3 protein-coding genes and 1 pseudogene are annotated in these 26,831 nt (G+C 72.8%); all 4 read right to left on the reverse strand.

What is annotated here, in order from left to right; translation table 11 throughout:
• Positions 1–10: 10 nt before the first annotated feature.
• Positions 11–10,783, reverse strand: a pseudogene (locus tag K9S39_RS00660) (SDR family NAD(P)-dependent oxidoreductase); the annotation flags it as partial.
• A gap of 38 nt (positions 10,784–10,821) precedes the next feature.
• Positions 10,822–22,374, reverse strand: a complete 11,553-nt coding sequence (locus K9S39_RS00670; protein ID WP_248861348.1) for a type I polyketide synthase — start codon at positions 22,372–22,374, stop codon at positions 10,822–10,824.
• 1,041 nt (positions 22,375–23,415) lie between these two features.
• Complete coding sequence (locus tag K9S39_RS00675; RefSeq protein ID WP_248861349.1) at positions 23,416–23,634, reverse strand: acyl-CoA carboxylase subunit epsilon; 219 nt, start codon at positions 23,632–23,634, stop codon at positions 23,416–23,418.
• Positions 23,635–23,645: 11 nt separating this feature from the next.
• On the reverse strand, positions 23,646–25,193 hold the full coding sequence (locus tag K9S39_RS00680) for an acyl-CoA carboxylase subunit beta (protein WP_248861350.1): 1,548 nt from the start codon (positions 25,191–25,193) through the stop codon (positions 23,646–23,648).
• Positions 25,194–26,831 lie beyond the last annotated feature (1,638 nt).

The raw sequence follows: 26,831 nt of genomic DNA on the forward strand, positions 1-26,831 counted from the left end.
ACTTTCCTCTTCACCCCTCGCCGATCTCGGCGTCGATCAACTGGAAGACCTCGTCGGCGGTCGTAGCCGCCTCGATCAGTGCACGTGTGCTCTGTCCGCCTTCGGTGATGTCGGCGAGCAGCGTGCGCAGTCGACCTGCAACGCGCTGTTTCTCGCTGGTCGCGCTCTGGGCAAGCATGTTTTCGAGCTTCGTCAACTCCTGGTCGATGGGCGGTTCTTCGGTGCCGCCGCCGATCTCGGAGAGGATCAGTCGTGCTACCGCGGCCGGTGTCGGGTGGTCGAAGACCAGGCTCACGGGCAGCCGCATCCCGGTGGTCTGGGTCAGTCTGTTGCGCAGCCCGACCGCGGCCAGCGAGTCGAATCCCAGCTCCTGGAAGGCTCGCTCCGGGCCGATCGTGGCGGCGGAGGTGTGGCCGAGGACGGCCGCGACCTGCTCCCGCACCAGGTTGAGTACGACCTTCTCGCGGTCGGCTTCCGCCACTTGGGACAGCTGCTGTGTCAGCGATCCGCCTGTGGCGTCGGCGCGCCGTGCCGGTGCGCGCACCAGCCCGCGCAGCAGCGGCGGCAGCAGGCCCGCGCGGGCCTGGGTGCGCAGGGCGGCCGGGTCGAGCTTGACCGGCGCCAGCAGCGCCGTGTCCGATGCGAGTGCCTGGTCGAACAGTTCCAGGCCCAGTTCGACCGGCAGCGCCCCGACGCCCAGCTGCTCCAGTCGTGCGAGCTCGGCCGCGTCGAGGTGACCGGTCATGCCGGTGGCGTCGGCCCACAGGCCCCAGGCCAGCGAACTGGCCGGCAGCCCGGCAGCGCGCCGCTGGTGCGCCAGCGCGTCCAGTGTGGCGTTGGCCGCCGCGTAGTTGGCCTGTCCGGGGCTGCCGACCAGCGCGGCGACCGAGGAGAACAGCACGAACGCCGACAGGTCCAGGTCGGCGGTCAGCTCGTGCAGATGCAGCGCCGCATCGACCTTCGGCCGCATCACGTTCGCCACCCGCTCGCAGGTCAGCGACTCGATCACGCCGTCGTCGAGCACCCCCGCGGCATGCACGACCGCCGTGAGCGGGTAGTCCAACCCGTCCAGGAGTGCGGCGAGTTGGCCACGGTCCGCCACGTCGCACGCGGCGACCCGCACCTGGGCGCCGAGCGCCTCCAGCTCAGCGGTCAGCTCCTTTGCCCCCTCGGCCGCCGGACCACGCCGGCTGACCAGCAGCAGATGCCGCACACCGTGCCCGGCGGCCAGGTGCCGGGCGACCAGCGCGCCCAGACCACCCGTACCACCGGTGATCAGGACCGTGCCGTCCGCGTCCAACGCCCGCGCCCCGGACGGCACCGCCGCGTCGGCACGCCCCAGACGCGGCGCCCGCAACCCGCCCTGGCGCACGGCCAGCTGCGGCTCGTCCAGCTCCAGGAGCGAACCCCAGTCCACCTCGCCGCCGCCGACGTCGTCGTCGAGGTCCACCAGCACGAACCGGCCCGGGTGCTCGGACTGGGCGCTGCGCACCAGACCCCACACCGCGGCCTGCGCGATGTCCGGCGATTCGCCCGCCACCGCGACCGCGCCGCGGGTGACGAAGACCAGCCGTGTGCCGGTGAACCGCTCACTGGCCAGCCACCGCTGGATCAGTTCGAGCGTCCGCCCGGTGACGGCCCGCGCGCTCTCACCCGCATCGCCCGCATCGGCCGCATCGGCCTGATCGGCCGGGGCCTCGACCCCGACCAGGACTGCTTCGGGTGCCGCCGCACCCTGCGCGAGGGCCCGCTCCAGCGCGTCCAGGTCCGCGAACCGCTCGCCGGACACGGCGAGTTCACCGAGGACGGCACATTGCGCCGGTTGGGGCGCCGCGGCTCTCACCGGGGTCCAGTCGAGGCGGAACAGCGGGTTGTCGGAGCGGTTTTGTGCCGCCTCGATCTGCGCCTGTTCGACCGGCCGGATATCGAGCCGCTGCACGCTCGCGATCGGCAGGCCGTCCTCGCCCGCGATGTCGATCCGCAGCGTGGTGTCGCTCGTCGGGGCGCTGCGCACCCGCAGCCGGGTGAGGCCGCTTTGGTGCAGCCGGACCCTGGTCCAGGAGAACGGCAGCCCGCCCTGGGTGCCGTCCGTCTGGCCGAGCATGCTGAGTCCGCCGTGCAGTGCGGAGTCGAACAGCGCGGGGTGGAGGGCGAATCCCTCGGCCGGTCCCGCGTCGTCGGGCAGCACCAGTTCGGTGTAGACCGCGTCGCCGGAGCGCCATGCCGCCTGTACGCCGCGGAAGGCGGGGCCGTAGTCGAAGTCGTCGTCGGTGCGGTGCGCGTAGGCGTTGAGGCGGGTGTAGAGCGTGTCGACGGTGAGGGGTTGTGCATCGGGCGGCGGCCACTGTGCGGGGAACGGCTCGGACGGCTCGGTGTCCGGGGCCAGCCAGCCACGCCCGTGGCACGTCGTCTCGGGCTGCTCCTCCTGTGCGCCGGACTGCGGCTGCGAGAAGATCGCGATCTCGCGGCGGCCGTCGTCCGCGGCCGGGCCGACGGTGACCTGGATGTGCCGTACGGCGTCCTCTTCCAGGATCAGCGGCGACTCGATGACCAGCTCGTCCAGCATCTGGCAGCCCACCTCGTCACCCGCCGTCAGGGCGAGTTCGACCAGTGCGGCCCCCGGCACCACGACCGTCGCGAACACCAGGTGGTCCCGGGTCCAGGGGTGCGCGTCGAGGGACATGCGGCCGGTGAACACCCACTCGTCCCGGTCGCCCAGCCGCACCGAGGCGGCGAGGACCGGGTGCTCGACGCGGCCCTGTCCGGCCGCGCTGGCGTCCGTGGTCCTGGCGCTCGGGGTGAGCCAGAACCGCTCGCGCTGGAAGGCGTACGTGGGCAGCGGTACGCGCTGGGCGCCGCTGTGGGCGTACAGCTTTGGCCAGTTCACCTCCACCCCGGCCGCGTGTGCCTCGGCCAGGGATGTCACGAACCGTGCGAGACCGCCCTCGTTTCGGCGCAGCGATCCGACGATCGCGGACCGGTGGGCGGCGCCGTGCGCCTGGGCGGTGTCCTCCACGGCCATCGCGAGCACCGGGTGCGCCGACACCTCGATGAAGCAGCCGGCGCCGTGGTCGGCCAGAGCGCGAACGGCCTGCTCGAAGCCGACCGGGCCGCGCAGGTTCGCGTACCAGTAGCGGGCGTCCAGGGTCGCGGTGTCGACGAACCCGCCGGTCGCGGCGGAGTAGAAGGGCACCTGTCCGGACACTGGCTCGATCGGAGCCAGCACCTGGAGCAGTGTGTCCTCGATCGCCTCGACGTGAGCCGAGTGCGAGGCGTAGTCCACGTTCACCCGGCGGGCGCGCACCTGGTCCCGTTCGCATACGGCGATGAGTTCGTCGAGCGCGTCGGCGTCACCGGCGACGACCACCGCTGTGGGGCCGTTCACCGCGGCGATCGACACCCGGCCCTCGTACGGGGCGATGAGGTCCTCGACCCGCTCGACCGGCTGCGCCACCGACACCATCGCGCCCAGACCGGCCAGCCGCTCACGGATGAGCCGGCTGCGCAGGGCCACGACGCGGGCACCGTCGACGAGGGACAGTCCGCCCGCCACGCATGCGGCGGCGATCTCCCCCTGGGAGTGGCCCACCACCGCCGACGGTTCCACACCGTAGGAGCGCCACAGCGCCGCCAGCGACACCATCACGGCCCACAGCGCGGGCTGCACCACATCGACCCGCTCCAGCGACGGAGCGTTCTGCGTCTGCCGCAGCACGTCCTGCAGCGACCAGTCGACGAAGGACGACAGGGCCAGGGCGCACTGCGCGATCTGCTCGGCGAACACCGGGGAGGAGTCCAGCAGTTCGACGGCCATGCCCGCCCACTGCGCGCCCTGCCCGGGGAACACGAACACCGGGTTGCCGCCGACCGTCTGTCCTTCGACGACCTGGTCCGCCGGTGAGCCGAGTGCCAACGAGTCCAGGCCCGCGAGCAGTTCGCCTCGGTCCGATGCGATCACGGCCGCGCGCCGCTGAAGCTGCGCACGCGTCGTCGCCGACGACAAGCCGATGTCCGCGAGCTCCAGATCGGGTCGTGCCGCGAGGTGTGCGCGCAGCCGGTCGGCCTGTGCACGCAGCGCCGTCTCGTTCCGCGCGGACACCAGCACCGGCACCACGGCGGGCCGGGAAGGTGCGTGGCCGGCCGGTGCGGCCGGCTGCCGGTCCTCGGCCGGTGCCTCTTCGAGGATGACGTGGGCGTTGGTGCCACTGACGCCGAACGAGGAGACGCCCGCGCGCCGCGTCCGCCCGGAAGCGGACCACTCCTGGGCCTGTGTCAGCAGCTCGACCTCGCCCGCGTCCCAGTCCACGTGCGGCGACGGCTCGTTCGCGTGCAGCGTGGCGGGCAGCACCTCGTGCCGCAGCGCCTGCACCATCTTGATCACACCGGCGACACCGGCGGCCGCCGAGGTGTGCCCGATGTTGGACTTGATCGACCCCAGCCGCAGTGGGCCTCCGGTCCGTTCGCGGCCGTATGTCGCCAGCAGTGCCTGGGCCTCGATGGGGTCGCCCAGCTTCGTGCCGGTGCCGTGGCCCTCGACCGCGTCCACGTCGGCGGGGCTGAGCCCTGCGTTGGTGAGGGCCTGGCGGATGACCCGCTCCTGCGCGGGGCCGTTCGGCGCGGTGAGGCCGTTGGACGCCCCGTCCTGGTTGACCGCGCTGCCGCGCACCACGGCAAGGACGTGGTGGCCGTTGCGGCGTGCGTCCGACAGCCGCTCCACCACGATCAGGCCGACGCCGTCGGAGAAGCCGGTGCCGTCCGCGTCCGCCGCGTACGCCTTGCACCGGCCGTCCGGTGACAGGGCTCGCTGCCTGCTGAACTCCATCAGCGTGTACGGGCCCGCCATCAGCGTCACACCACCGGCCAGCGCCAGCGAGCACTCGCCCGAGCGCAGCGACTGTGCGGCCAGGTGCAGGGCCACCAGCGAGGAGGAGCACGCCGTGTCCACCGACATGGAGGGCCCTTCGAGGCCCAGGGTGTAGGAGATCCGCCCTGACAGCACGCTCGTCGTCGTGCCGGTCAGCCGGTACCCCTCCAGTTCCTGGACGAGCGCGCCGCCGTAGTCGGAGGTGACCGCGCCGGTGAACACACCGGTGTCGCTGCCGCGCAGCGACGTCGGGTCGATGCCCGCGTCCTCGAACGCCTCCCAGGCCGCCTCCAGCATGAGCCGCTGCTGCGGGTCCATGGCGAGGGCCTCGCGCGGGCTGATCCCGAAGAACTCGGCGTCGAACTCGCCCGGCCGTTGAAGGAATCCGCCTCCGCGCGTGGAGATCGTTCCCGGCTGGTCCGGGTCCGGGTCGTAGAGCCGCTCCAGGTCCCAGCCGCGGTCGGTCGGCAGTGCGGAGACCACGTCGCGTCCGGAGGCGACGAGCTGCCACAGCTCGTGCGGGGAGGTCACGCCGCCGGGGTAGCGGCAGCTCATGCCCACGATCGCGAGTGGTTCGTCGGCGTCCGCGCGTCGCGGCCGCGCCACGGCGCGCGGTGTCCGAGCGATCCCGCCGATCTCGGTGCGGATCAGTCGTGCTACCGCGGCCGGTGTCGGGTGGTCGAAGACCAAGGTGGCGGGCAGCCGCACGCCGGTGGCCTGGTTGAGGCGGTTGCGCAGTTCGACGGCGCTCAGCGAGTCGAAGCCTAGGTCCTTGAAGCTGCGTCCGGCGCCGACCGTGGCCGCCGAGTCGTGCCCGAGGACGGCCGCGGCCTGTGCCTGTACGAGCTCCAGCACGACCCGTTCGCGGTCGGCTTCGGGCACGCCGCCCAGCCGCTGTGCCAGGGAGCCGCTCGCCTCGGTGCGGCGGGTGGGCGCCGGTGCCAGGCCGCGCAGCAGCGGCGGGAGCAGGCCCGCGCGGGCCTGGGCGCGCAGGGCGGCCGGGTCGAGCTTGACCGGCGCCAGCAGCGCCGTGTCCGATGCGAGTGCCTGGTCGAACAGTTCCAGGCCCAGTTCGGCCGGCAGGGCGCCGATGCCGGTGCGCTCCAGTCGTGCGAGCTCGGCCTTGCCGAGCCCGCCCGCCATCCCGTGCGCGTCGGCCCACAGGCCCCAGGCAAGGGAGGTCGCGGGCAGGCCGTCGGCGCGCCGTGCCGAGGCGAGCGCGTCGAGTGTGGCGTTGGCCGCGGCGTAGTTGGCCTGTCCGGGGCTGCCGATCAGCGCGGCGACCGAGGAGAACAGCACGAACGCCGACAGGTCCAGGTCGGCGGTCAGCTCGTGCAGATGCAGCGCCGCATCGACCTTCGGCCGCATCACGTTCGCCACCCGCTCGCAGGTCAGCGACTCGATCACGCCGTCGTCGAGCACCCCCGCGGCATGCACGACCGCCGTGAGCGGGTAGTCCAACCCGTCCAGGAGTGCGGCGAGTTGGCCACGGTCCGCCACGTCGCACGCGGCGACCCGCACCTGGGCGCCGAGCGCCTCCAGCTCAGCGGTCAGCTCCTTTGCCCCCTCGGCCGCCGGACCACGCCGGCTGACCAGCAGCAGATGCCGCACACCGTGCCCGGCGGCCAGGTGCCGGGCGACCAGCGCGCCCAGACCACCCGTACCACCGGTGATCAGGACCGTGCCGTCCGCGTCCAACGCCCGCGCCCCGGACGGCACCGCCGCGTCGGCACGCCCCAGACGCGGCGCCCGCAACCCGCCCTGGCGCACGGCCAGCTGCGGCTCGTCCAGCTCCAGGAGCGAACCCCAGTCCACCTCGCCGCCGCCGACGTCGTCGTCGAGGTCCACCAGCACGAACCGGCCCGGGTGCTCGGACTGGGCGCTGCGCACCAGACCCCACACCGCGGCCTGCGCGATGTCCGGCGATTCGCCGGCCACCGCGACCGCGCCGCGGGTGACGAAGACCAGCCGTGTGCCGGTGAACCGCTCACTGGCCAGCCACCGCTGCAGCAACTCAAGTGTGTGCGCGGTGGCTTCCCGGGCCGCCTCCGCCGTGCCGGGTGCCGAATCCCGCGCTTCGATCGTGGCGACGACCGCCTCGGGCACTGGGGCGCCGTCGGTGAGCGCCTGTTCCAGCGCGGCCAGGTCTGTGTAGCCGGTGGAGCGGCTCTGCGTGCTCGCCTGGCCCGCGCCGAGGAGCGCGGTGCTGCGCGGTTTTGTGGTGCTCTTGGCCGTGACGGTGGTCCAGTCGAGGCTGAAGAGGCTGTTGTTCGTGCTGTGTTGGGCGCTCACGAGCTGTGTCTGCGCAAGGGGGCGTACGTCGATGGAGTCGACCGATACGACCGGGGCGCCGGTGTCGTCGACGGCGTCGAGCCGCAGCGAGGAGTCGCTGGTGGCGACGGTGCGGACGCGCAGCCGCGCGGTGCCCCGCTGCTCGATCCGGGCGCCGGTCCAGCTGAACGGCATCTTGTGCCGGCTGCTGTCGCGGCCGGCCAGCAGGGCGGCTCCGCTCTGCAGCGCGGAGTCGAACAGTGCCGGGTGGATGCCGAACTGCCCGCCGTCGACGTCGTCGGGCAGGGTCACTTCGGCGTAGGTCTCGTCGCCGTCGCGCCAGGCGGCACGCACGCCCTGGAAGACGGGGCCGTAGTCGTAGCCGAGGTCGGCCAGATCGCCGTAGAGCTCGTCCACGGACAGCGGCTCGGCGCCCTCCGGCGGCCATGTGGCGGGCCATGGTGCGGTGGTGGCCGAGGGCTCCGGGGCGAGGAGACCTCGCGCGTGGCAGGTCACGTCCGGCTCGGTGTCATCGGCTCCGGTTACGGGGCGCGAGTAGATCGCCACCTCGCGGCGGCCGTCGTCGCCGGGCTCGCCGACGGTGACCTGCAACTGCCGTGTGACGCCGTCCTCCAGGAGCAGCGGCGCCTGGAGCACCAGTTCGCCGAGGACCGGGCTTTGGGCCCGCCGTCCGGCGGCGAGCGCCAGCTCGACCAGCCCGGTGCCCGGCACCACGATGGTGCCGAGCAGCATGTGCTGGGCGGCCCAGGGCTGGGTGTCGGTGGACAGGCGGCCGGTGAACAGCCACTCGTCGCGGTCGCCGACACAGACCGCCGCCGCGAGCAGCGGGTGGTCGAGCCGCCCGAGTCCGGCCGCGGTCGCGTCCTGGCCGCCGGTGTTGGGGGCCAGCCAGTACCGCTCGCGCTGGAAGGCGTACGTCGGCAGCTGAGTCCGGTGGGCTCCGGTGCCCGCGTAGAACGCCGCCCAGTCCACCTCGACGCCCGCGGTGTGCGCCTGCCCGAGGAACCCGGCGAAGGTCTCGGCCTCGGGGTGGCGGGCGCGCAGCGCCGGTACGAACACGACGTCGTCCTCGTTGTCGAGGGACTGCCGTGCCATCGCGGTCAGCACCGCGTCGGGTCCCAGCTCCAGGAAGCGCCGTACGCCCAGACTCCACAGGGTCTGTATGCCGTCGGCGAACCGGACGGCCTGGCGCGCGTGCCTGACCCAGTACCGCGGGTCGGTCATTTCCTGGCCGACGGGTTTGCCGGTCTCGTTCGACACGATGGGGATGCGCGGCTCGTCGAACCGCAACCCCCGTGCCACCGCCTGGAATTCATCCAGCATCGGGTCCATGTGCGGGGAGTGGAAGGCGTGCGAGACCCGCAGCCGCGTGGTCTTGCGGTCCTGCCACTGCGCCCGCCACTTATCGGCTGCGTCCGCGTCGCCGGAGACCACGACCGCGCGCGGCCCGTTCACCCCTGCGATCTCCAGCCGTCCCTCGTATCCGGCCAGGGACGCGACGACTTCGGCCTCGGCGGCCTGGACGGCCACCATGGCGCCGCCCGTCGGCAGCGCGCCCATCAGCCGGCCGCGCGCCACGACCAGCGCGCACGCGTCCGGGAGCGACAGCACACCGGCCGCATGGGCCGCCGCCAGCTCGCCCACCGAGTGCCCGATCAGGTAGTCGGGGCGTACGCCCAGCGACTCCACGAGGCGGAACAGCGCCACCTCGACGGCGAACAGTGCCACCTGCGTGTACTGCGTCGAGTCCAGCAGGGCGGCTTCGTCGGAGCCCTCCTCGGCGTCGAGCAGTTCCCGCACCGGCCGCCCCACGCGCGGGTCCAGCTCGGCGCACACCTCGTCCAGGGCCTGGCAGAACCGCGGGAACCGCGCCGCCAGCTCCGCGCCCATCCGTGCCCGTTGGGCGCCCTGGCCGGTGAACAGCAGTGCCGTCTTGCCGCCCACCACGCGGCCCTCGGTCCCACCGGGTGCGGGCTCCCCCTCGGCGAGGGCCTTGAGTCCTGCCAGCAGCCCCTCGCGGTCGGACGCCACCACCGCCGCGCGGTGTTCCAGGTGTGCCCGCGACGTGGCCCCGGTGAAGCCGACGTCGAGCAGGGAGACTTCGGGGCGCGCGGCGAGGTGCTTGTGCAGCCGGTCGGCCTGCGCCCGCAGCGCGGTCTCGTTCCTGCCCGAGACCAGCACCGGCAGCGCGCCCGCCGGCCGCTGCGCCGGGCTGTCGGCTAGCGCCTCGGCCTCGGTCTTGACCGGGGCTTTTGCCCCGTCCCCGTCCCCGTCCTCGACCGGGGCCTGGGCCGGTGCCTCCTCCAGGATCACGTGCGCGTTGGTGCCGCTGATCCCGAACGACGACACACCGGCGCGCCGCGGCCGTTCGGAGGCCGGCCACTTTTGGGCCGTTGTCAGCAGCTCGATCTGTCCGTCTTCCCAGTCGATGTGCGGCGACGGCTCGTCCACGTGCAGCGTGGCGGGCAGCCTCCCGTGCCGCAGCGCCTGCACCATCTTGATCACACCGGCGACACCGGCGGCCGCCGAGGTGTGCCCGATGTTCGACTTGACCGAGCCCAGCCGCAGCGGGCCGCTGCGCTCCTGGCCGTAGGCCGCCAGCAGTGCGCGCGCCTCGATCGGGTCACCGAGCTGGGTGCCGGTGCCGTGGCCCTCCACGACGTCGACTTCGGCGGGGCTCAGCCCGGCGCTCGCCAGTGCTTCTTTGATCACTCGCTCCTGCGCGGGGCCGTTCGGCGCGGTGAGGCCGTTGGACGCCCCGTCCTGGTTGACCGCGCTGCCGCGCACCACGGCAAGGACGTGGTGGCCGTTGCGGTGCGCGTCCGACAGCCGCTCCACCACGATCAGGCCGAGTCCGTCGGAGAAGCCGGTGCCGTCGGCGGATGCCGCGTACGCCTTGCACCGGCCGTCGGGGGCCAGGCCCCGCTGACGGCTGAACTCGACGAACAGGAACGGCCCGGCGAGCACGGTCACGCCGCCGACCAGCGCCAGCGAGCACTCGCCGGAGCGCAGCGACTGTGCGGCCAGGTGCAGGGCCACCAGGGAGGAGGAGCACGCCGTGTCGATCGTGACGGCGGGCCCTTCGAGGCCCAGGCTGTAGGCGATCCGGCCCGACACCACGCTTCCCTGCGTGCCCGTCAGGCGGAACCCTTCCAGCTCCGGCGGCATCGTGCCGCCGTAGTCGGAGGTGACCGCGCCGGTGAACACGCCGGTGTCACTGCCGCGCAGCGACGTCGGGTCGAGGCCCGCGTCCTCGAACGCCTCCCAGGCCGCCTCCAGCATGAGCCGCTGGGAGGGGTCCATGGCGAGGGCCTCGCGGGGGCTGATCCCGAAGAAGTCCGCGTCGAAGTCGCCGACACCGCGGACGAAGCCGCCCGTGCTGGTGGTCACCGTTCCGGGCCGGTCGGGATCCGGGCCGTTGAGCCGCTCCAGGTCCCAGCCGCGGTCGGTCGGCAGTGCGGACACCGCGTCGCGGCCGGCCGCCACGAGGTCCCACAGCTCGTCCGGCGACGTCACGCCGCCGGGGTAGCGGCAGCTCATGCCGACGATCGCCAGCGGCTCGGCGTCGCGGTCCTCCAGCTCGCGCACGCGGCGGTTGGCCGTGCGCAGTTCCGTGGTCGCCTTCCGCAGGTAGGTACGTAGCTTCTGCTCGTTCGTGTTCCCGTTCATGCGGACCCGAGCTCCTTGTCGATCAGATTGAACACCTCGTCGTCGGACGCCACGTCCAGGTCGTCATCCGGCTCTGCGTCCCCCTCGGACGGTTCTGCGCCCGTTGCGCCGAGCACGGCCCGCAGCCGGTTGCTCAGGTAGCGCAGGCGCGGCTCGATGCCGGCCAGCGCGCGCTCGTCGCCCGCCACGGCGATCAGCAGCTCCTCCAGCTTGCGCAGCTCCTCGTCGAACGGCGGCTGTCCCTCCTGCTGGTCGGCCCCGCCGGCCTCCTTGAGGAGCAGCTGCGCGACCTCGGCGGGGGTCGGGTAGTCGAACACGAGGGTGGCCGGCAGCCGCAGACCGGTCTGTCGGGCGAGGCGGTTGCGCAGTTCGACCGCGGCCAGCGAGTCGAACCCGAGCATCTTGAACGCCCGGTCCGGCTCGACCTCGGCGGCGGACGCGTTGCCGCGGACGGCCGCGACCTGTGCCTGCACCAGCTCCAGCACGACCTGCTCGCGCTCCGCCTCGGCCACGTGGGCGAGCCGCTGGGCCAGTGATCCGCCCACCGACTCGGCGCGCCGTGCCGGAGCGCGGACCAGCCCGCGCAGCAGGGCCGGCAGCGTCCCTTCCCGCGCCTGCGTGCGCAGTACGGACAGGTCGAGCCGCAGCGGCACCAGCAGGGCCGCGTCCGAGCCGAGGCTCTGGTCGAACAGCTCCAGGCCGAGTTCGGCGGAGAGCGCGCCGATGCCGGTGCGCGCCATCCTGGCGAGGTCCGCCTCGTCCATCTCCCCGGTCATGCCGGTGGTGTCGGCCCACAGGCCCCAGGCGAGGGAGTTGGCCGGGAGGCCGGTCGCGCGCCGCCTGTGTGCCAGCGCGTCGAGGGCGGCGTTCGCGGCGGCGTAGTTCGCCTGACCGGGGTTGCCCAGCTGTCCCGCGGCCGACGAGAACAGCACGAACGCGGACAGCTCGTGCCCCGTGGTCTGCTCGTGCAGGTTCCACGCCGCGTCGATCTTCGGCCGCATCACCCGGTCGATCTGCTCCGTGGTGAGGGCCTCGACCACACCGTCGTCGAGCACGCCCGCGCAGTGCACGACCGCGGTGAGCGGGCGGTCCAGCGAGCCGAGCAGCCCTGCCAGTTGGTCGCGGTCGGCCGCGTCGCACGCCTCCACCCGGGCCGTTGCCCCCAACTGCTCCAGTTCGGCGACCAGTTGGTCCACACCGTCGGCGGCCCGGCCGCGGCGGCTGGCCAGCAGCAGGTTCCTGGCACCGTGGCGCTCGGCCAGGTGCTTGGCGAACTGGGCGCCCAGACCGCTGGTGCCACCGGTGATCAGTACGGTGCCGTCGGGGTCGAGCGGTGCCGGGACGGTGAACACGATCTTGCCGATGTTGTGGCCCTCGCGCAGGAACCGGAACGCTTCTGGGCCCCGGCGCACGTCCCACGTACGGATCGGCGACGGCGTGAGCACGCCCTTGCCGAACAGTGCGGAGATCTCGGTCAGCATCTCCTGGATCCGCTCCGGGCCGGCTTCGGTCATGTCGAAGGAGCGGTAGCGGACGCCCTGGTTCTCGCGGGCGACGACTTCGGGGTCACGGATGTCGGTCTTGCCCATCTCGATGAACCGGCCGCCGTTCGGCAGCAGTTCCAGCGACGCGTCGACGAACTCACCGGCCAGCGAGTCCAGCACCACGTCCATCCCGGCGCCGCCGGTCGCGTCCAAGAACGCCTGCCGGAAGTCCAGGTCGCGCGATGATGCGATCCGCTCGGTGGGGACGCCCAGGGCCCGTACGGCGTCCCACTTGTGCGGGCTCGCGGTCGCGAACACCTGCGCCCCGAGGTGGCGGGCCAGCTGGATGGCGGCCATGCCGACACCGCCGGCCGCCGCATGCACCAGCAGCTGTTCCCCGGGCTGCAGACCGGCCAGGTCGACCAGGCCGTAGTAGGCGGTCAGGTACACCACGGGTACCGCGGCCGCCTCCACGAACGTCAGCCCGGGCGGTATCGGTACGACCGTGCGCCGGTCGGCCACGGCCACCGGCCCGAACGCGTCGGTGATCAGACCGAACACCCGGTCGCCGGGGGCCAGGTCGGTGACGTCCGCGCCGACCTCCAGTACGACACCGGCGGCCTCGCTGCCCAGCGGCGCCCGGCCCGGGTACAGGCCCAGCGCGATCAGTACGTCGCGGAAGTTCAGGCCCGCGGCACGGACCGCGACGCGCACCTCACCGACACCCAGGGAGCGGTTGCCTTCGGACGGGGCGATCGCCAGGTCCTCCAGCGAACCGGCGCGGCCGACGGCCAGCCGCCACGCGCCGTGTGCCGGCAGCGTCTCGCCGGTGCGTGCCAGCCGCGGCGCCAGCAGCCTGTCGGCGCGCACGGCGAGCTGCGGCTCGTCCAGGTCGAGCAGCGCACCCCAGTCGGGCTCGCGGCCGCCGTCGAGGTCCACCAGCAGGAAGCGGCCCGGGTGTTCGCACTGGGCGCTGCGCACCAGACCCCACACGGGGGCCTGTGCCACGTGTGGCGACTCGTCGCCCACGGCGACGCCGCCGCGGGTCACCACGGCCAGCCGTGCCATGCCGAGCCGTTCGCTGGCCAGCCACTGCTGCACCAGGGCCAGCGTGTCGGCGCCGGCCGTGCGCGCCGCCGCGGCCGGTTCGCCCCTCGGCGCATCGATCGCGGCGACGACCAGGTCCGGCGCCTGCGCACCGTCGGACAGCGCCTGCTCCAGCGCGTCCAGGTCGGCGTGTTCGGTACCGAGCCGTACGACCCGTACCGATGCCGACGGCGTGGCCGTGACCTGAGCCCAGTCCACCTGGAACAGCGTGTTCTTCGAGCCCTGTGCGCGATCGAGCTGCCCGGGCTCCAGCGGGCGGACGCCGAGGGCGTCCACTGACGCGACCATCACCCCGGCGTCGTCTGCGATGGCGACGCGCAGCGCGGAGGGTGCGGAGGTGATCCGCACCCGCGCCCGGGTGAGCCCGGTCCTGCCCAGGCGCACACCGGAGAAGGAGAACGGCAGGTCCACCGGCGATCCGGCCTCCTTGGACAGCATCGCACCGTGCAGCGCGGCGTCGAACAGCGCCGGGTGCAGGCCGAACCCGCCGGTTGCGGTGTCGTCGGGCAGTGCGACCTCGGCGTAGACCGTGTCACCGGCGCGCCATGCCGCCCGTACCCCCTGGAACAGGGGTCCGTAGTCGAGGCCGATGTCCGCCAGCCGCTCGTAGAGCAGTGCGGCGGCCGCGGGTTCGGCGCCCGCGGGCGGCCACTGCGCCTCGAACGGCTCCGGCGGTGCCGCGTCCACGGCCAGCCAGCCGCGCCCGTGGCAGGTGGTCTCGGGCCGTTCGTCCCCGTCGCTCTGGGGCCGGGAGTAGATCGCCACCTCGCGGCGGCCGTCGTCCCCCGCGGAGCCGACGGTGACCTGCAACTGCCGTGTGGCGTCCTGCGCCAGGAGCAGCGGCGCCTGGAGCACCAGTTCGTCCACCACCGTGCAGCCCAGCTCGCGACCCGCGGTCAGCGCCATCTCGACCAGTGCCGTCCCCGGCACCAGGACGGTGCCGAACACCATGTGGTCCTGTGTCCACGGCTGGGTCTCCTGGGAGATCTGGCCGGTGAACACCCACTCGTCGCGGTCCGCGACCGGGACCGCGGCGGCCAGGACCGGGTGCGTCATCTGTGTCTGACCGGCCGCGCTGGCGTCTGCGGCACGACTCCCGGCGGTCAGCCAGAACCGCTCCCGCTGGAACGGGTAGGTCGGCAGGGCCGCCCGCCGTGCCCCGACGTGGAACGGCGACCAGTCCACCGCGACGCCGGCGACGTGTGCCTCGGCCAGCGAGGTCACGAACCGTCCCAGGCCGCCCTCGTCGCGGCGCAGCGAGCCGATCACGGCGACGCGGTCAGCGGCCCCGTGTGCGGCGGCGGTCTCCTCGACGGCCATGGCCAGCACCGGGTGCGGCGACATCTCCAGGAAGCATCCCGTGCCGTCTGCGATCAGCGCCTGTACGGCGGGCTGGAACCCGACCTGGGCGCGCAGGTTGCCGTACCAGTAGGCGGCGTCCATGGTCGCGGTGTCGATGAAGGCCCCGGTGGCCGTTGAGTAGAGCGGCACCTGGCCGGACTTGGGCGCGAGGGGAGCCAGCAGCTGCGCCAGTTCGGGCTCGATCGTCTCCACCTGCGCCGAGTGGGAGGCGTAGTCCACGTTCACCCGGCGCGCCCGGATCTCGTCCCGCTCGCACACCGCGATCAGGTCGTCCAGCGCCTGTGGCTCGCCGGCGAGAACGACGGCGGCCGGGCCGTTCACCGCGGCGAGCGACACCCGGCCCTCGTAGGGGGCGATGAGGTCCTCGGCCTGCTGCGCCGGCAGCGCGACCGACACCATCGCGCCCTTGCCGGCGAGGTGGTCCCGTACGAGACGGCTGCGCAGGGCGACCACCCTGGCACCGTCCTCGATCGACAGGCCACCGGCCACGACGGCGGCGGCGATCTCCCCCTGCGAGTGCCCCACCACGGCGGACGGCTCGACACCGTAGGAACGCCACAGCTCGGCGAGGGAGACCATCACCGCCCACAGCGCGGGCTGGACGACGTCCACCCGCTCCAGCGACGGCGCGTCCTGGGCGCCTCGGAGCACGTCGTCCAGGCGCCAGTCCACGAAGGCGTCGAGTGCGGTGGCGCACTGCGCGAGCCGACGGGCGAACACCGGGGAGGAGTCCGCCAGTTCCGTCGCCATGCCCGCCCACTGCGCGCCCTGGCCCGGGAAGACGAACACGGCCTTGCCGCCCACGGGACGGCCCTCGACCACGGCTGGCGACGGTTCGTTCGACGAGAGGTGACCGAGGCCGGTCAGCAGCGCGCCGCGATCGGTCGCCACCACCACCGCGCGGTGCTCCAGCTGCGCCCGCATCGTCGCCAGCGAGAACGCCATGTCCACCGTGGACAGTTCCGGCTGCGCGATCAGTTGGGCCCGCAGGCGGTCGGCCTGCGTCCGCAGTGCCGCCTGGCTCCTGGCGGACACCACTACCGGCAGCACCGAAGGCGCGGGCACCGGCGCGGTCTGGGTCTCGGCCGGCTGGGCCGGTGTCTGCGCGGGTGCTTCCTCGATGATCACGTGGGCGTTGGTGCCGCTGATCCCGAAGGAGGACACCCCGGCCCTGCGCGGCCGGTCCGAGGCGGGCCACTGACGCGCCTCGGTCAGCAGCGCGACCTGTCCCGACGACCAGTTGACGTGCGGCGACGGCTCATCGGCGTGCAGTGTCGGCGGCAGCACCCCGTGCCGCATCGCCATCACCATCTTGATCACACCGGCCACCCCCGCGGCGGCCTGTGTGTGCCCGATGTTCGACTTCAGCGACCCCAGCCACAGCGGGCCGCCCGCCCGCTGACGGCCGTAGGTCGCCAGCAGGGCCTCGGCCTCGATCGGGTCGCCCAGCGGGGTTCCCGTGCCGTGGCCCTCCACCGCGTCCACGTCGGACGGCGACAGCCCGGCACCGGCCAGGGCCGCCCGGATCACCCGCTCCTGCGACGGACCGTTGGGCGCCGTCAGCCCGTTGCTGGCACCGTCCTGGTTCACCGCACTGCCCCGCAGCAGGCCCAGTACCCGGTGTCCGTTGCGGCGCGCGTCCGACAGCCGCTCCAGCACCAGCAGACCGCAGCCCTCGCTCCAGCCCACACCGTCCGCACCGGCCCCGTACGCCTTGCACCGGCCGTCGGGCGCGAGACCGCGCTGGCGACTGAACTCGACGAAGATGTTCGGCCTGGACAGCACGGTGACACCGCCGGCCAGGGCCAGCGAGCACTCCTGGGACCGCAGGGCGGCGGTGGCCTGGGCGATCGCGACCAGCGACGACGAGCACGCGGTGTCGACCGAGACCGAGGGGCCCTCGAAGCCGAACGTGTAGCTGATGCGCCCGGACGCCACGCTGGCCGCGGACGAGATCATGAGGTAGCCCTCGATCTCGTCGCGCCGGTCGCTCATGCCGGCCAGGTGCTGGTAGTCGGCGTACATCAGCCCGGTGAACACACCGGTGTCGCTGCCGCGCAGCCGGGACGGGTCGATCCCCGCGTCCTCCATCGCCTCCCACGCGGTCTCCAGCAGCAGCCGCTGCTGCGGGTCCATGGCGAGGGCCTCACGCGGACTGATCCCGAAGAACTCCGCGTCGAAGTCGCCGGCCTTCTCGACGAATCCGCCCTGACGCGTGTACGCGGTGCCCGGGTGGTCGGGATCCGGGTGGAACAGCCCCTCCACGTCCCAGCCCCGGTCCGCCGGGAACGTCGAGACCGCATCGCGGCCGGACGCCACCAGCTCCCACAGCTCCTGCGGGGAGCTCACCGAGCCCGGGAACCGGCAGCCCATCCCCACGATCGCGATCGGTTCGTCGTCCACCCGCCGTGGCCGTGCCGCCGGCCGCCGCCTCTCGACGGTCCCGTCGACTTCGCGCAGCAGCAGCCGCGCGACGGCCACCGGGCTCGGGTGGTCGAAGACCAGCGTCGCGGGCAAGGCCACGCCCGTGGCCTGGGTGAGGTTGTTGCGCAGGTCGACCGCGGTCAGCGAGTCGAACCCGAGGTCGGTGAACGCCCGCTCCGGATCGATGGATGCGGCCGACGTGTGGCCGAGCGCGGCCGCGACCTGCCCGGCCACCAGTTCCCGTACGACGCGTTCCCGGTCCGCCTCGGCGACGTCGGCGAGGCGCTGCGCGAGCGTGACGCCCGTTTCGGCGCGGCGGGGTGCCGGGGCCAGGCCGTGCAGCGGAGCGGGCAGCAGCCCGGCACGGGCCTGCGTCCGCAGTGCGGCCAGGTCGAACGTCACCGGCGCCAGCAGTGCCGTGTCCTGCCCGAGCGCATGGTCGAACAGTTCGAGCGCCTGTGCGGGGGGAAGCGCGCCGATGCCCATCCGTGCCAGCCGGGCGAGATCGGCCTCGCCGAGCTCCCCCTCCATGCCGCTCGCGTCGGCCCACAGGCCCCACGCGAGTGAGGTGGCGGGCAGGCCTTCGGCCCGGCGCTTGGCCGCGAGCGCGTCCAGCACCGCGTTCGCCGCCGCGTAGTTCGCCTGACCCGGGGTGCCGATCAGCGCGGACACCGAGGAGAACAGCACGAACGCGGACAGGTCCATCCCCGCGGTCAGTTCGTGCAGGTGCCACGCCGCATCGGCCTTCGGCCGCATCACCCGCTCAAGCTGCTCGGCGGTCAGCGACTCCACCACACCGTCGTCCAGCACACCCGCCGCGTGCACCACGGCCGTCAACGGCCGCTCCAGCGCGGCCAGCAGGCCCGCCACCTGGTCGCGGTCGGTCACGTCGCAGGCCTCGACCCGGATGTCGCAGCCCAGCTCCACGAGCTCGGCGACCAGTTTCTGCGCGCCGGGCGCCGCGATGCCGCGCCGGCTCACCAGCTGCAGCCGTCGCACGCCGTGCTCGACGAGGTGCCGCGCGATGACCGCGCCCAGGCCTCCGGTACCACCGGTGATCAGCACGCTGTCGTGTGCGGACCACGACCGCGGCGAGGCGGCCGCGGCACGGTGAAGGCGCGGCGCCAGCAGCCGGCCGCCCCGTACCGCCAACTGCGGCTCGCCGGAACCGATCACGGCGCCCCAGTCGGCTCCGTCGGCTCCGTCGGCGTCCACGTCGACCAGGACGAACCGGCCGGGATGTTCGGACTGCGCGGTACGCACCAGGCCCCACACCGGCGCCTGTGCCACATCCGGTGACTCGGTACCGGCCGCCACCGCACCGCAGGTCACCACCACCAGCCGCGAGCCGGTCACCCGCTCGTCCGCCAGCCACCGCTGCACGAGCTGAAGTGCGCTGTGGGCAGCCGTCTGCGCCGAACCGTCCGCCGAAGTCCCCACCGACGCGACCACGGCATCGGGCACGCCCTCGGTCAGCGCCTGGTCGAGGTCCGCCAGGTCCACCACCCGCACCGCCGCACCGGCCGCGGTGACCGGGACCCAGTCGAGGCGGTACAGCGACCGCTTGGCAGTGTCGAAGTGCCCCTGGTCGAGGGGGCGGACGGCCAGGGAGCCGACCGACAGGACCGGGGTGCCCGACTCGTCGACCGCGTCCAGTTGCACCGCGCCGTCGCCGGTGACGGTCGAGCGCACCCGCAGCCGCGTGGCGCCCAGGCGGCCAAGCCGTACGTCGCCGAAGCTGAACGGCGCGCGCAGCCGGTTGTCGTCGGGGTCGGACAGCGGGACGACGGCGCTGTGCAGCACGGCGTCGAACAGGGCGGGGTGAATGCCGTGCCCGGCCCCGTCGGCGGTCTGCGGAAGCACCACTTCGGCATAGCCGTGGTCACCGTCGCGCCAGAGGGCCTGCACGCCCTGGAAGGCGGGCCCGTAGGCGTAGCCGAGGTCGGACAGGCGGGTGTAGAGGTCGTGTGCCGAGAGCGGTTCCGCGCCCTTGGGCGGCCACTGGGCGGGCCACGTGGCGAGTGCTGTCGTGGTGTCCTGGTTCAGCACGCCCCGCGCGTGGCAGACGGCGTCCAGCTCCTGGTCACCGGAGTGCGGGTGCGAAGAGAGCAGTACGTCACTGGACTCGGGGTGTGAGTAGACCGCCACCTCGCGGCGGCCGTCGTCGTCGGCCGGGCCCACCGTGACCTGGAGCTGGCGGGAGGCGCCCTCCTCCAGCAGGAGCGGCGTCTTGAGCACCATCTCGTCCAGCACCGGGCTGGCGGTCTGCCGTCCGGCGGCGAGGGCCAGTTCGACCAGTGCGGTGCCGGGCACGACGGTGGTGCCGAACAGTTGGTGGTCTTGGGTCCAGGGCTGCGTGTCGGTGGACAGGCGGCCGGTGAACAGCCACTCGTCGCGGTCCCCGAGGCGGACCGCGCCTGCGAGGATGGGGTGATCGACGCGCCCGAGGCCGGCCGCGGTGATGTCGCCGACCCCGCTGCCCGGCGCCGGCCAGTAGTGCTCTCGTTGGAAGGCGTAGGTGGGCAGTTCGACGCGCCGGGCACCGGTACCGGCGTAGTACGCCGCCCAGTCCACCTCCGCACCCGCATTGTGCGCCTGGCCCACAAACCGTGCGAAGGTCTCCACCTCCGGGTGCCCGCCCCGCAGCACCGGAAGGAACACCCCACCGGACTCACCCTCCAGACTCTGGCGGGCCATCGCGGTCAACACCGCATCCGGACCCAACTCCAGGAAACGGCGCACCCCCACACCCCACAGCGTCCGCACACCATCGGCGAAGCGCACCGCCCGACGCACATGCCCCACCCAGTACTCCGCGTCGAACTCCGCCACCAACTGCCCGGTCACGTTCGACACCAGGGGGATACGCGGCCTGACGAACGACAACCCCTCAGCGACCGCACGGAACTCCTCCAACATCGGCTCCATGCACGGCGAGTGGAACGCATGCGACACCCGCAACCACGTCGTCCTACGACCGTCCCACCGCGGCAGCCACTCCCCCACCGCCTCCCGGTCACCCGACACCACCACCGCACGCGGACCGTTCACCGCCGCAATGTCCAACCGGCCCTCGAACCCGGCCAGCGACTCGGCGACCTCATCCTCACCGGCCTGCACCGCGACCATCGCCCCACCAGCAGGCAACGCCCCCATCAACCTCCCACGCGCCACCACCAGTTCCACCGCATCCGCCAACGACAACACCCCCGCCACATGCGCGGCGGCGATCTCACCCACCGAATGCCCGATCAGATAGTCGGGGCGGATCCCCAGCGACTCCACCAGCCGGAACAGCGCCACCTCGACAGCGAACAACGCCACCTGCGTGAACCGCGTCGAGTCCAGCACCTCACCACCCTGGGCGAGCACCTCCCGCAACGACCGCCCCAAGTGCGGATCAGCCTGCGCACACACCTCGTCCAACACCGCACCGAACAGCGGGAACCTCTCCGCCAGATCCAGCCCCATCCGAACCCGCTGCGCACCCTGACCCGAGAACAGGAACGCGGTCCCGCCCGCGATCGCGGACTCACCCGCGGCCACCGAGGCGAGACCCGCCAGCAGCTCGTCCCGGTCCGACGCCGTGACCTGCGCACGCCGCTCCAGCAACGCGCGCGACGTCACCGTCGAGAACGCGACGTCCGCGACGGACAGTTCCGGCCGCGCGACCAGATGGGCCCGCAACCGCTCCGCCTGCGCCCGCAGCGCCGCACCGCTGCGGGCCGACAGCAGTACGGGCACCGCGCCCGCCGGGCGAGGCTCCGCGACCGGTGTCTGCGCGGGTGCTTCCTCGATGATCACGTGGGCGTTGGTGCCGCTGATCCCGAAGGAGGACACCCCGGCCCTGCGCGGCCGGTCCGAGGCGGGCCACTGACGCGCCTCGGTCAGCAGCGCGACCTGTCCCGACGACCAGTTGACGTGCGGCGACGGCTCATCGGCGTGCAGTGTCGGCGGCAGCACCCCGTGCCGCATCGCCATCACCATCTTGATCACACCGGCCACCCCCGCGGCGGCCTGTGTGTGCCCGATGTTCGACTTCAGCGACCCCAGCCACAGCGGGCCGCCCGCCCGCTGACGGCCGTAGGTCGCCAGCAGGGCCTCGGCCTCGATCGGGTCGCCCAGCGGGGTTCCCGTGCCGTGGCCCTCCACCGCGTCCACGTCGGACGGCGACAGCCCGGCACCGGCCAGGGCCGCCCGGATCACCCGCTCCTGCGACGGACCGTTGGGCGCCGTCAGCCCGTTGCTGGCACCGTCCTGGTTCACCGCACTGCCCCGCAGCAGGCCCAGTACCCGGTGTCCGTTGCGGCGCGCGTCCGACAGCCGCTCCAGCACCAGCAGACCGCAGCCCTCGCTCCAGCCCACACCGTCCGCACCGGCCCCGTACGCCTTGCACCGGCCGTCCGCAGACAGCGCGCGCTGGCGGCTGAACTCGACGAAGATGTTCGGCCTGGACAGCACGGTGACACCGCCGGCCAGGGCCAGCGAGCACTCCTGGGACCGCAGGGCGGCGGTGGCCTGGGCGATCGCGACCAGCGACGACGAGCACGCGGTGTCGACCGAGACCGAGGGGCCCTCGAAGCCGAACGTGTAGCTGATGCGCCCGGCCGCCACACTGGCCGCGGACGAAATGTACAGGTAGCCCTCGATCTCGTCGCGCCGGTCGCTCATGCCGGCCAGGTGCTGGTAGTCGGCGTACATCAGCCCGGTGAACACACCGGTGTCGCTGCCGCGCAGCCGGGACGGGTCGATCCCCGCGTCCTCCATCGCCTCCCACGCGGTCTCCAGCAGCAGCCGCTGCTGCGGGTCCATGGCGAGGGCCTCACGCGGACTGATCCCGAAGAACTCCGCGTCGAAGTCGCCGGCCTTCTCGACGAATCCGCCCTGACGCGTGTACGCGGTGCCCGGGTGGTCGGGATCCGGGTGGAACAGCCCCTCCACGTCCCAGCCCCGGTCCGCCGGGAACGTCGAGACCGCATCGCGGCCGGACGCCACCAGCTCCCACAGCTCCTGCGGGGAGCTCACCGAGCCCGGGAACCGGCAGCCCATCCCCACGATCGCGATCGGTTCGCTCGCCCGGTCCACGAGTTCCCGGTTCTGTCGCCTAAGGCGCTCGGCCTCCTTGACCGACCTCCGAAGGGCTCCGATGACGTCGTTGTTGTCGGTGGCCACGCCTATCCCTCCTGACCCGGGCGCGGCGATGCGACCAGGTTCTTGACTGCTCTCATGCCGCACACTCCCCTGTTGGGCCGATACGTCACGGCCTGTGCACGCCGGATGGCCGGCTGTCGTTGGCGGTCCCGCAGCGTCTGGCTGCGGGACATTGACTGCACCGAAGCAGCTTTCTGGCACGTCAAAAGACCGATGGGTCGCGGCGCGCGTCGAAGCACCAAGAAAAGACTCCGGAATGCCGGACTCCGGCAGACGAATTCAGCAAGAAACTAAGCGCAGCCTGATGCGCTTACCGAGTGGCTCGGCTCTCCCGTTCGGCACGGATGCCAGTACTTCTCCCCCTGCATGTTTCCGCGACTCCCCGTGTGTGCTGGATCCCTTGAGGTCCGGTCGGCATTTCAGCGAAACGCACGCGGCGAACAGCGATGTTCAAGCCGCGCCGTGTGTTTGCGAATGGTGTGTGCGACGTTAGGGCACGCCGTGGACCATCATCCGCGAGGGGACAGGTAGCTGTCATGCCCCGCCGGTCGCCCTACGGAAAGTCGCGAATCCGGTTCGTTCCGTTGCGAGTTCCTCGGCCCCAGGCATGAAACTGTCACTCGGCTCTCAGGGCGAACTCGCAGGGCGTTGACAGGAGAGTCACCGAACGCGAAACCGTTCCTGTGAACGGCGACCCCGAGGAGATCTCGCGCAGACCGCCTCGTGGCGGGCCACGTGAGCTCCCATCACCACGCGAACGGGCGCGAGCAAGGATCGCGAACACCGGTCAGCCGGACCACCGCCTGCCCTACGCCGGTCAGGAGTTCGCGGCGGCGCCGTGGTCCGCACGGCAGGAGCAGGCAGGCTGGGACATACGAGGAGAGGCAGGCAGAGACCTGCCAAGGGCGTCGCAGGCGCGGACCTTCGAAAGGCGGACGAGGACACGCTGTTCGGTGCGGAACGCGAGGCGTTGGCCGGGTGCGGGCGCTGCGGCTGCCCGGCCGCTGAGAAACGGAAAAAGCCGGGCCTGGGCGCGGAGCGCGCCCAGGGCCCGAGGGTGTTTCAGCGGCGGGCCTGCCAGGACACCGGCGAACAGCCGACAGAGCGGTCCCACGGCGCGGGGGTGGAGGCCGGCTCGGTCTCCGGCTCCGGGTCGGCGTCCGCCCCCACGAGGGTGGTCAAAACAGCCGTGAGCGCGGCCAGCTCCTCGGTGGTGGGGGTGCCTGTGACGACCTTCAACAGGGGGCTTGCGAGGGGCCCTTCGAGCGGCGGCTTCGACATGGCGGGGCTCCTCAGGCCGGGGGGTTGCCGTGCTTGCGAGACGGCAGCGGGGCATGCTTGGCGCGCAGCATCGACAGGGCCCCGATCAGCGCGGAACGGGTGTCGGCGGGGTCGATGACATCGTCGACCAGGCCACGCTCGGCCGCGTAGTAGGGGTGCATCAGCTCGGCCTTGTACTCCTTGACCAGCTGCTCGCGTGCCGCATCCGGGTCGTCGGCGGCGGCGATCTGCCGACGGAAGACGACGCCTGCGGCGCCTTCGGCCCCCATCACGGCGATCTCGTTGACGGGCCAGGCCAGCGAGATGTCGCAGCCGATGGAGCGGGAGTCCATGACGATGTAGGCGCCCCCGTAGGCCTTGCGCAGGATGACCTGGACGCGTGGGACGGTGGCATTGCAGTACGCGTAGAGGAGCTTGGCGCCGTGCCGGATGATGCCGCCATGCTCCTGGTCCACGCCGGGCAGGAAGCCGGGCACGTCGACCAGGGTCACCAGCGGGATGTTGAAGGCGTCGCACATCTGCACGAAGCGTGCGGCCTTCTGCGACGAGTGGATGTCCAGGACCCCGGCGAGCACCCGGGGCTGGTTGGCGACGATTCCGACGACCTGGCCCCCCAGCCGGGCCAAGGTGGTGATGACGCTGCCGGCCCAGCGCGCATGGACCTCCAGGTGCTCGCCGTCGTCGACGAGTTCGGTGATGACCTCATGCATGTCGTAGGGCTGCTTGCCGTCGACCGGCACCAGGTCCAAGAGGCGCTCGCAGCGGCGGTCGACCGGGTCGGCGACGGGAGCTTTCGGCGGCGGCTGGCGGTTATGGTCCGGGAGCAGCGACAACAGATAGCGCACCTCCGCGATGCAGCTCTCCTCGTCGTCGTATGCGAAGTGGGCCACTCCCGAGGTCGCGGCGTGCGCATCGGCGCCACCGAGGCCGTTGTGGGTGATCTCCTCGCCGGTCACCGCCTGGACGACATCAGGGCCGGTGAGGAACATCTGCGAGGTGTCACGGACCATGAACACGAAGTCGGTGAGCGCCGGTGCGTAGGCCGCGCCGCCCGCGCAGGGGCCGAGTATCACGCTGATCTGCGGGATGACGCCCGACGCCTTGGCGTGGCGCTGGAAGATCCCTCCGTAGCCCGCCAGGGCGCTGACCCCCTCCTGGATGCGGGCACCCGCACCGTCGTTGAGCGAGACCAGGGGGGCGCCCGCCGCGAGGGCGAGGTCCATGATCTTGTGGATCTTGTGGGCATGCGCCTCGCCCAGCGCCCCGCCGAAGATCCGGAAGTCATGGGCGAAGGCGAAGACCGTGCGCCCCTGAACCGTGCCCCAGCCGGTGACCACGCCGTCGGTGTACGGCCGCTTCGCCTCCAGACCGAAGCCGGTGGCCCGGTGCCGGCGCAGCTGTTCCACTTCGGTGAAAGAGCCCTGGTCGAACAGGAGGTCAAGACGCTCGCGGGCGGTCAGCTTGCCCTTGGCGTGCTGCGCCTCGGTGGCCCTGGGCGCGGCGTCGAGCACGCCTTTGCGGATGCGGGCGAGTTCCTCGGCGGTGTCGGCCAGCTTCATGCTCCACTCCGTTTCTCGGTCACATGCCTGCCAGTGCGCGGTGGTGCCACGGACACCACCGCGGTGGCGGGGTGCTCGGCGGATCGTTCCGGCGCGCGTGCGGCCGGGGCGAGCCCGGCCGGCGGCAGCCGAACCGGCCGGTGAGGTGTGCATGGCCTGTCCCCGAAGGCGGTCAGGTGCGCGGGCGGGGTGGTGGGGTCGGGCCGGTTGCCGGCGCTGGCATACGGCTCGCCTCGATGGGGGCGGCCACGGGCAGGCGCGGGTGCGAAGACGGCGTTGTGCACAGCGCGCCGGCGTCGGCCGCGGCGGCGGGCGGCGCCTCGATGAAGGCCGAAGGGCGCTGTGGCCGGGCGCGTTGGCCGGGGCGACGCGGACGTCGCCCCCTTCCCGCAGCAGTGGCACCGGTTGTCGGTGTCCGCCAGGCGCGGCGGCCGGGACGCGATGGTGCCGGCGCGCTCCTGCGCGGTGTCACGCACGGCCCGGCCACGGGCGGCGGCCGGTGGCGCCACCGTGTCGAGGGTGCGGGCAGCCGGCCGTGCCGTCGCCTGCGCCGCCGTGCACCGCTCGGCGTGGGCGACGGCGCCCGCTTGCGAGCCGCACCGGGCCGGTGCGGAGAAAACCGCTCCGCACCGGTGCGGACGCAGTTCGGAACGTCTTTTCCGGCGGCTTTTGAAAGGGACTCCGTGAGTTCCCGGACGGGGTTTCCTGCCGGCCTCGCCCCTTCCCGCTTTGTGTGTTCCTTGTCGTGGAAACACCAGGCCGATGGGTATCCGTTTCATGGTTCCGTCTTCCTCGGGCGTCTGCACCACAACGCACAGGGCCCCGGATCCGTTATGGCTCTCGGGGCCCCGTGCCACGGCGGCACCTTGGGGGACGGACGTATGCCACCGAAAAGCCGCCCGGCCCTGCCCGAGCGCTTTCCATGCGCTCCATCCAACTGCCGGGACCTGCCGTATGCAACGCGGCTTTCAGGAAGTTGCCAGCAAAATGCTGTGAACGCATTCCGCGGCCGATTATTCCGAAAGGCTGCGGCGCAGCCCGTTGGCCGCAGGCGCGGCGGTTCTGCCGGGCCACAGCGGCCCGTTCGGGCTCTGGAGACGTTTGTTGCCGGCGGGCGCTGCCTGCCCGGCATCGTCTCGAAGAGGCACGGTGTGCAGGGCCTCCGGCGTCCGGATGGCCCGGGCGCGCCGGCCGGCCGGGCTGGGCAACCCGGGGCGCGGCTGTGTCGACGGGCAGCGCCCGCAGCGGCCGAAGGGGCCGCCCGAAGCGCCACCGGCCGTCTTCCGGCGCCCGGTTCGCCACCGGCGCGTCCTGGAGGAGCAGGGCACGGTGAGCGCCGCACCGAGCCGGTCGGCCGCGTCGCAGAGGCGGCTCCCCTTCGCCGCCCGTGCGGCTGAAGGCCGGTCATCCGGGCGTGTGTGATGTCGATGAGCGCGGGCCCGGCCGAACAGGCGCGTGCGCGGGCGAGCACTGCCGCATCGCCGTCGCCGGCCGCGGTGACCGCCGCTGTGGACGCTGCGGTCGCGGTGCGGACTGCCCGCCGGCTCGGTCGGCGTGCGCTCGTGAGCAGCGCTCCCGGTGGCCGGCCCGGCCGCCACGCCTCACGTGCGCGGGCCGGCCGCTGTTGCAGGTGGCGCA

The sequence above is a fragment of the Streptomyces halobius genome, from assembly GCF_023277745.1.
GTDB lineage: Bacteria > Actinomycetota > Actinomycetes > Streptomycetales > Streptomycetaceae > Streptomyces > Streptomyces halobius.

Excerpts from the sequence above, each read along its gene's own strand:
- K9S39_RS00675 (WP_248861349.1), bottom strand. The coding sequence starts at position 23,634 with ATGTCGAAGCCGCCGCTCGAAGGGCCCCTCGCAAGCCCCCTGTTGAAG.
- K9S39_RS00680 (WP_248861350.1), bottom strand. The coding sequence starts at position 25,193 with ATGAAGCTGGCCGACACCGCCGAGGAACTCGCCCGCATCCGCAAAGGC.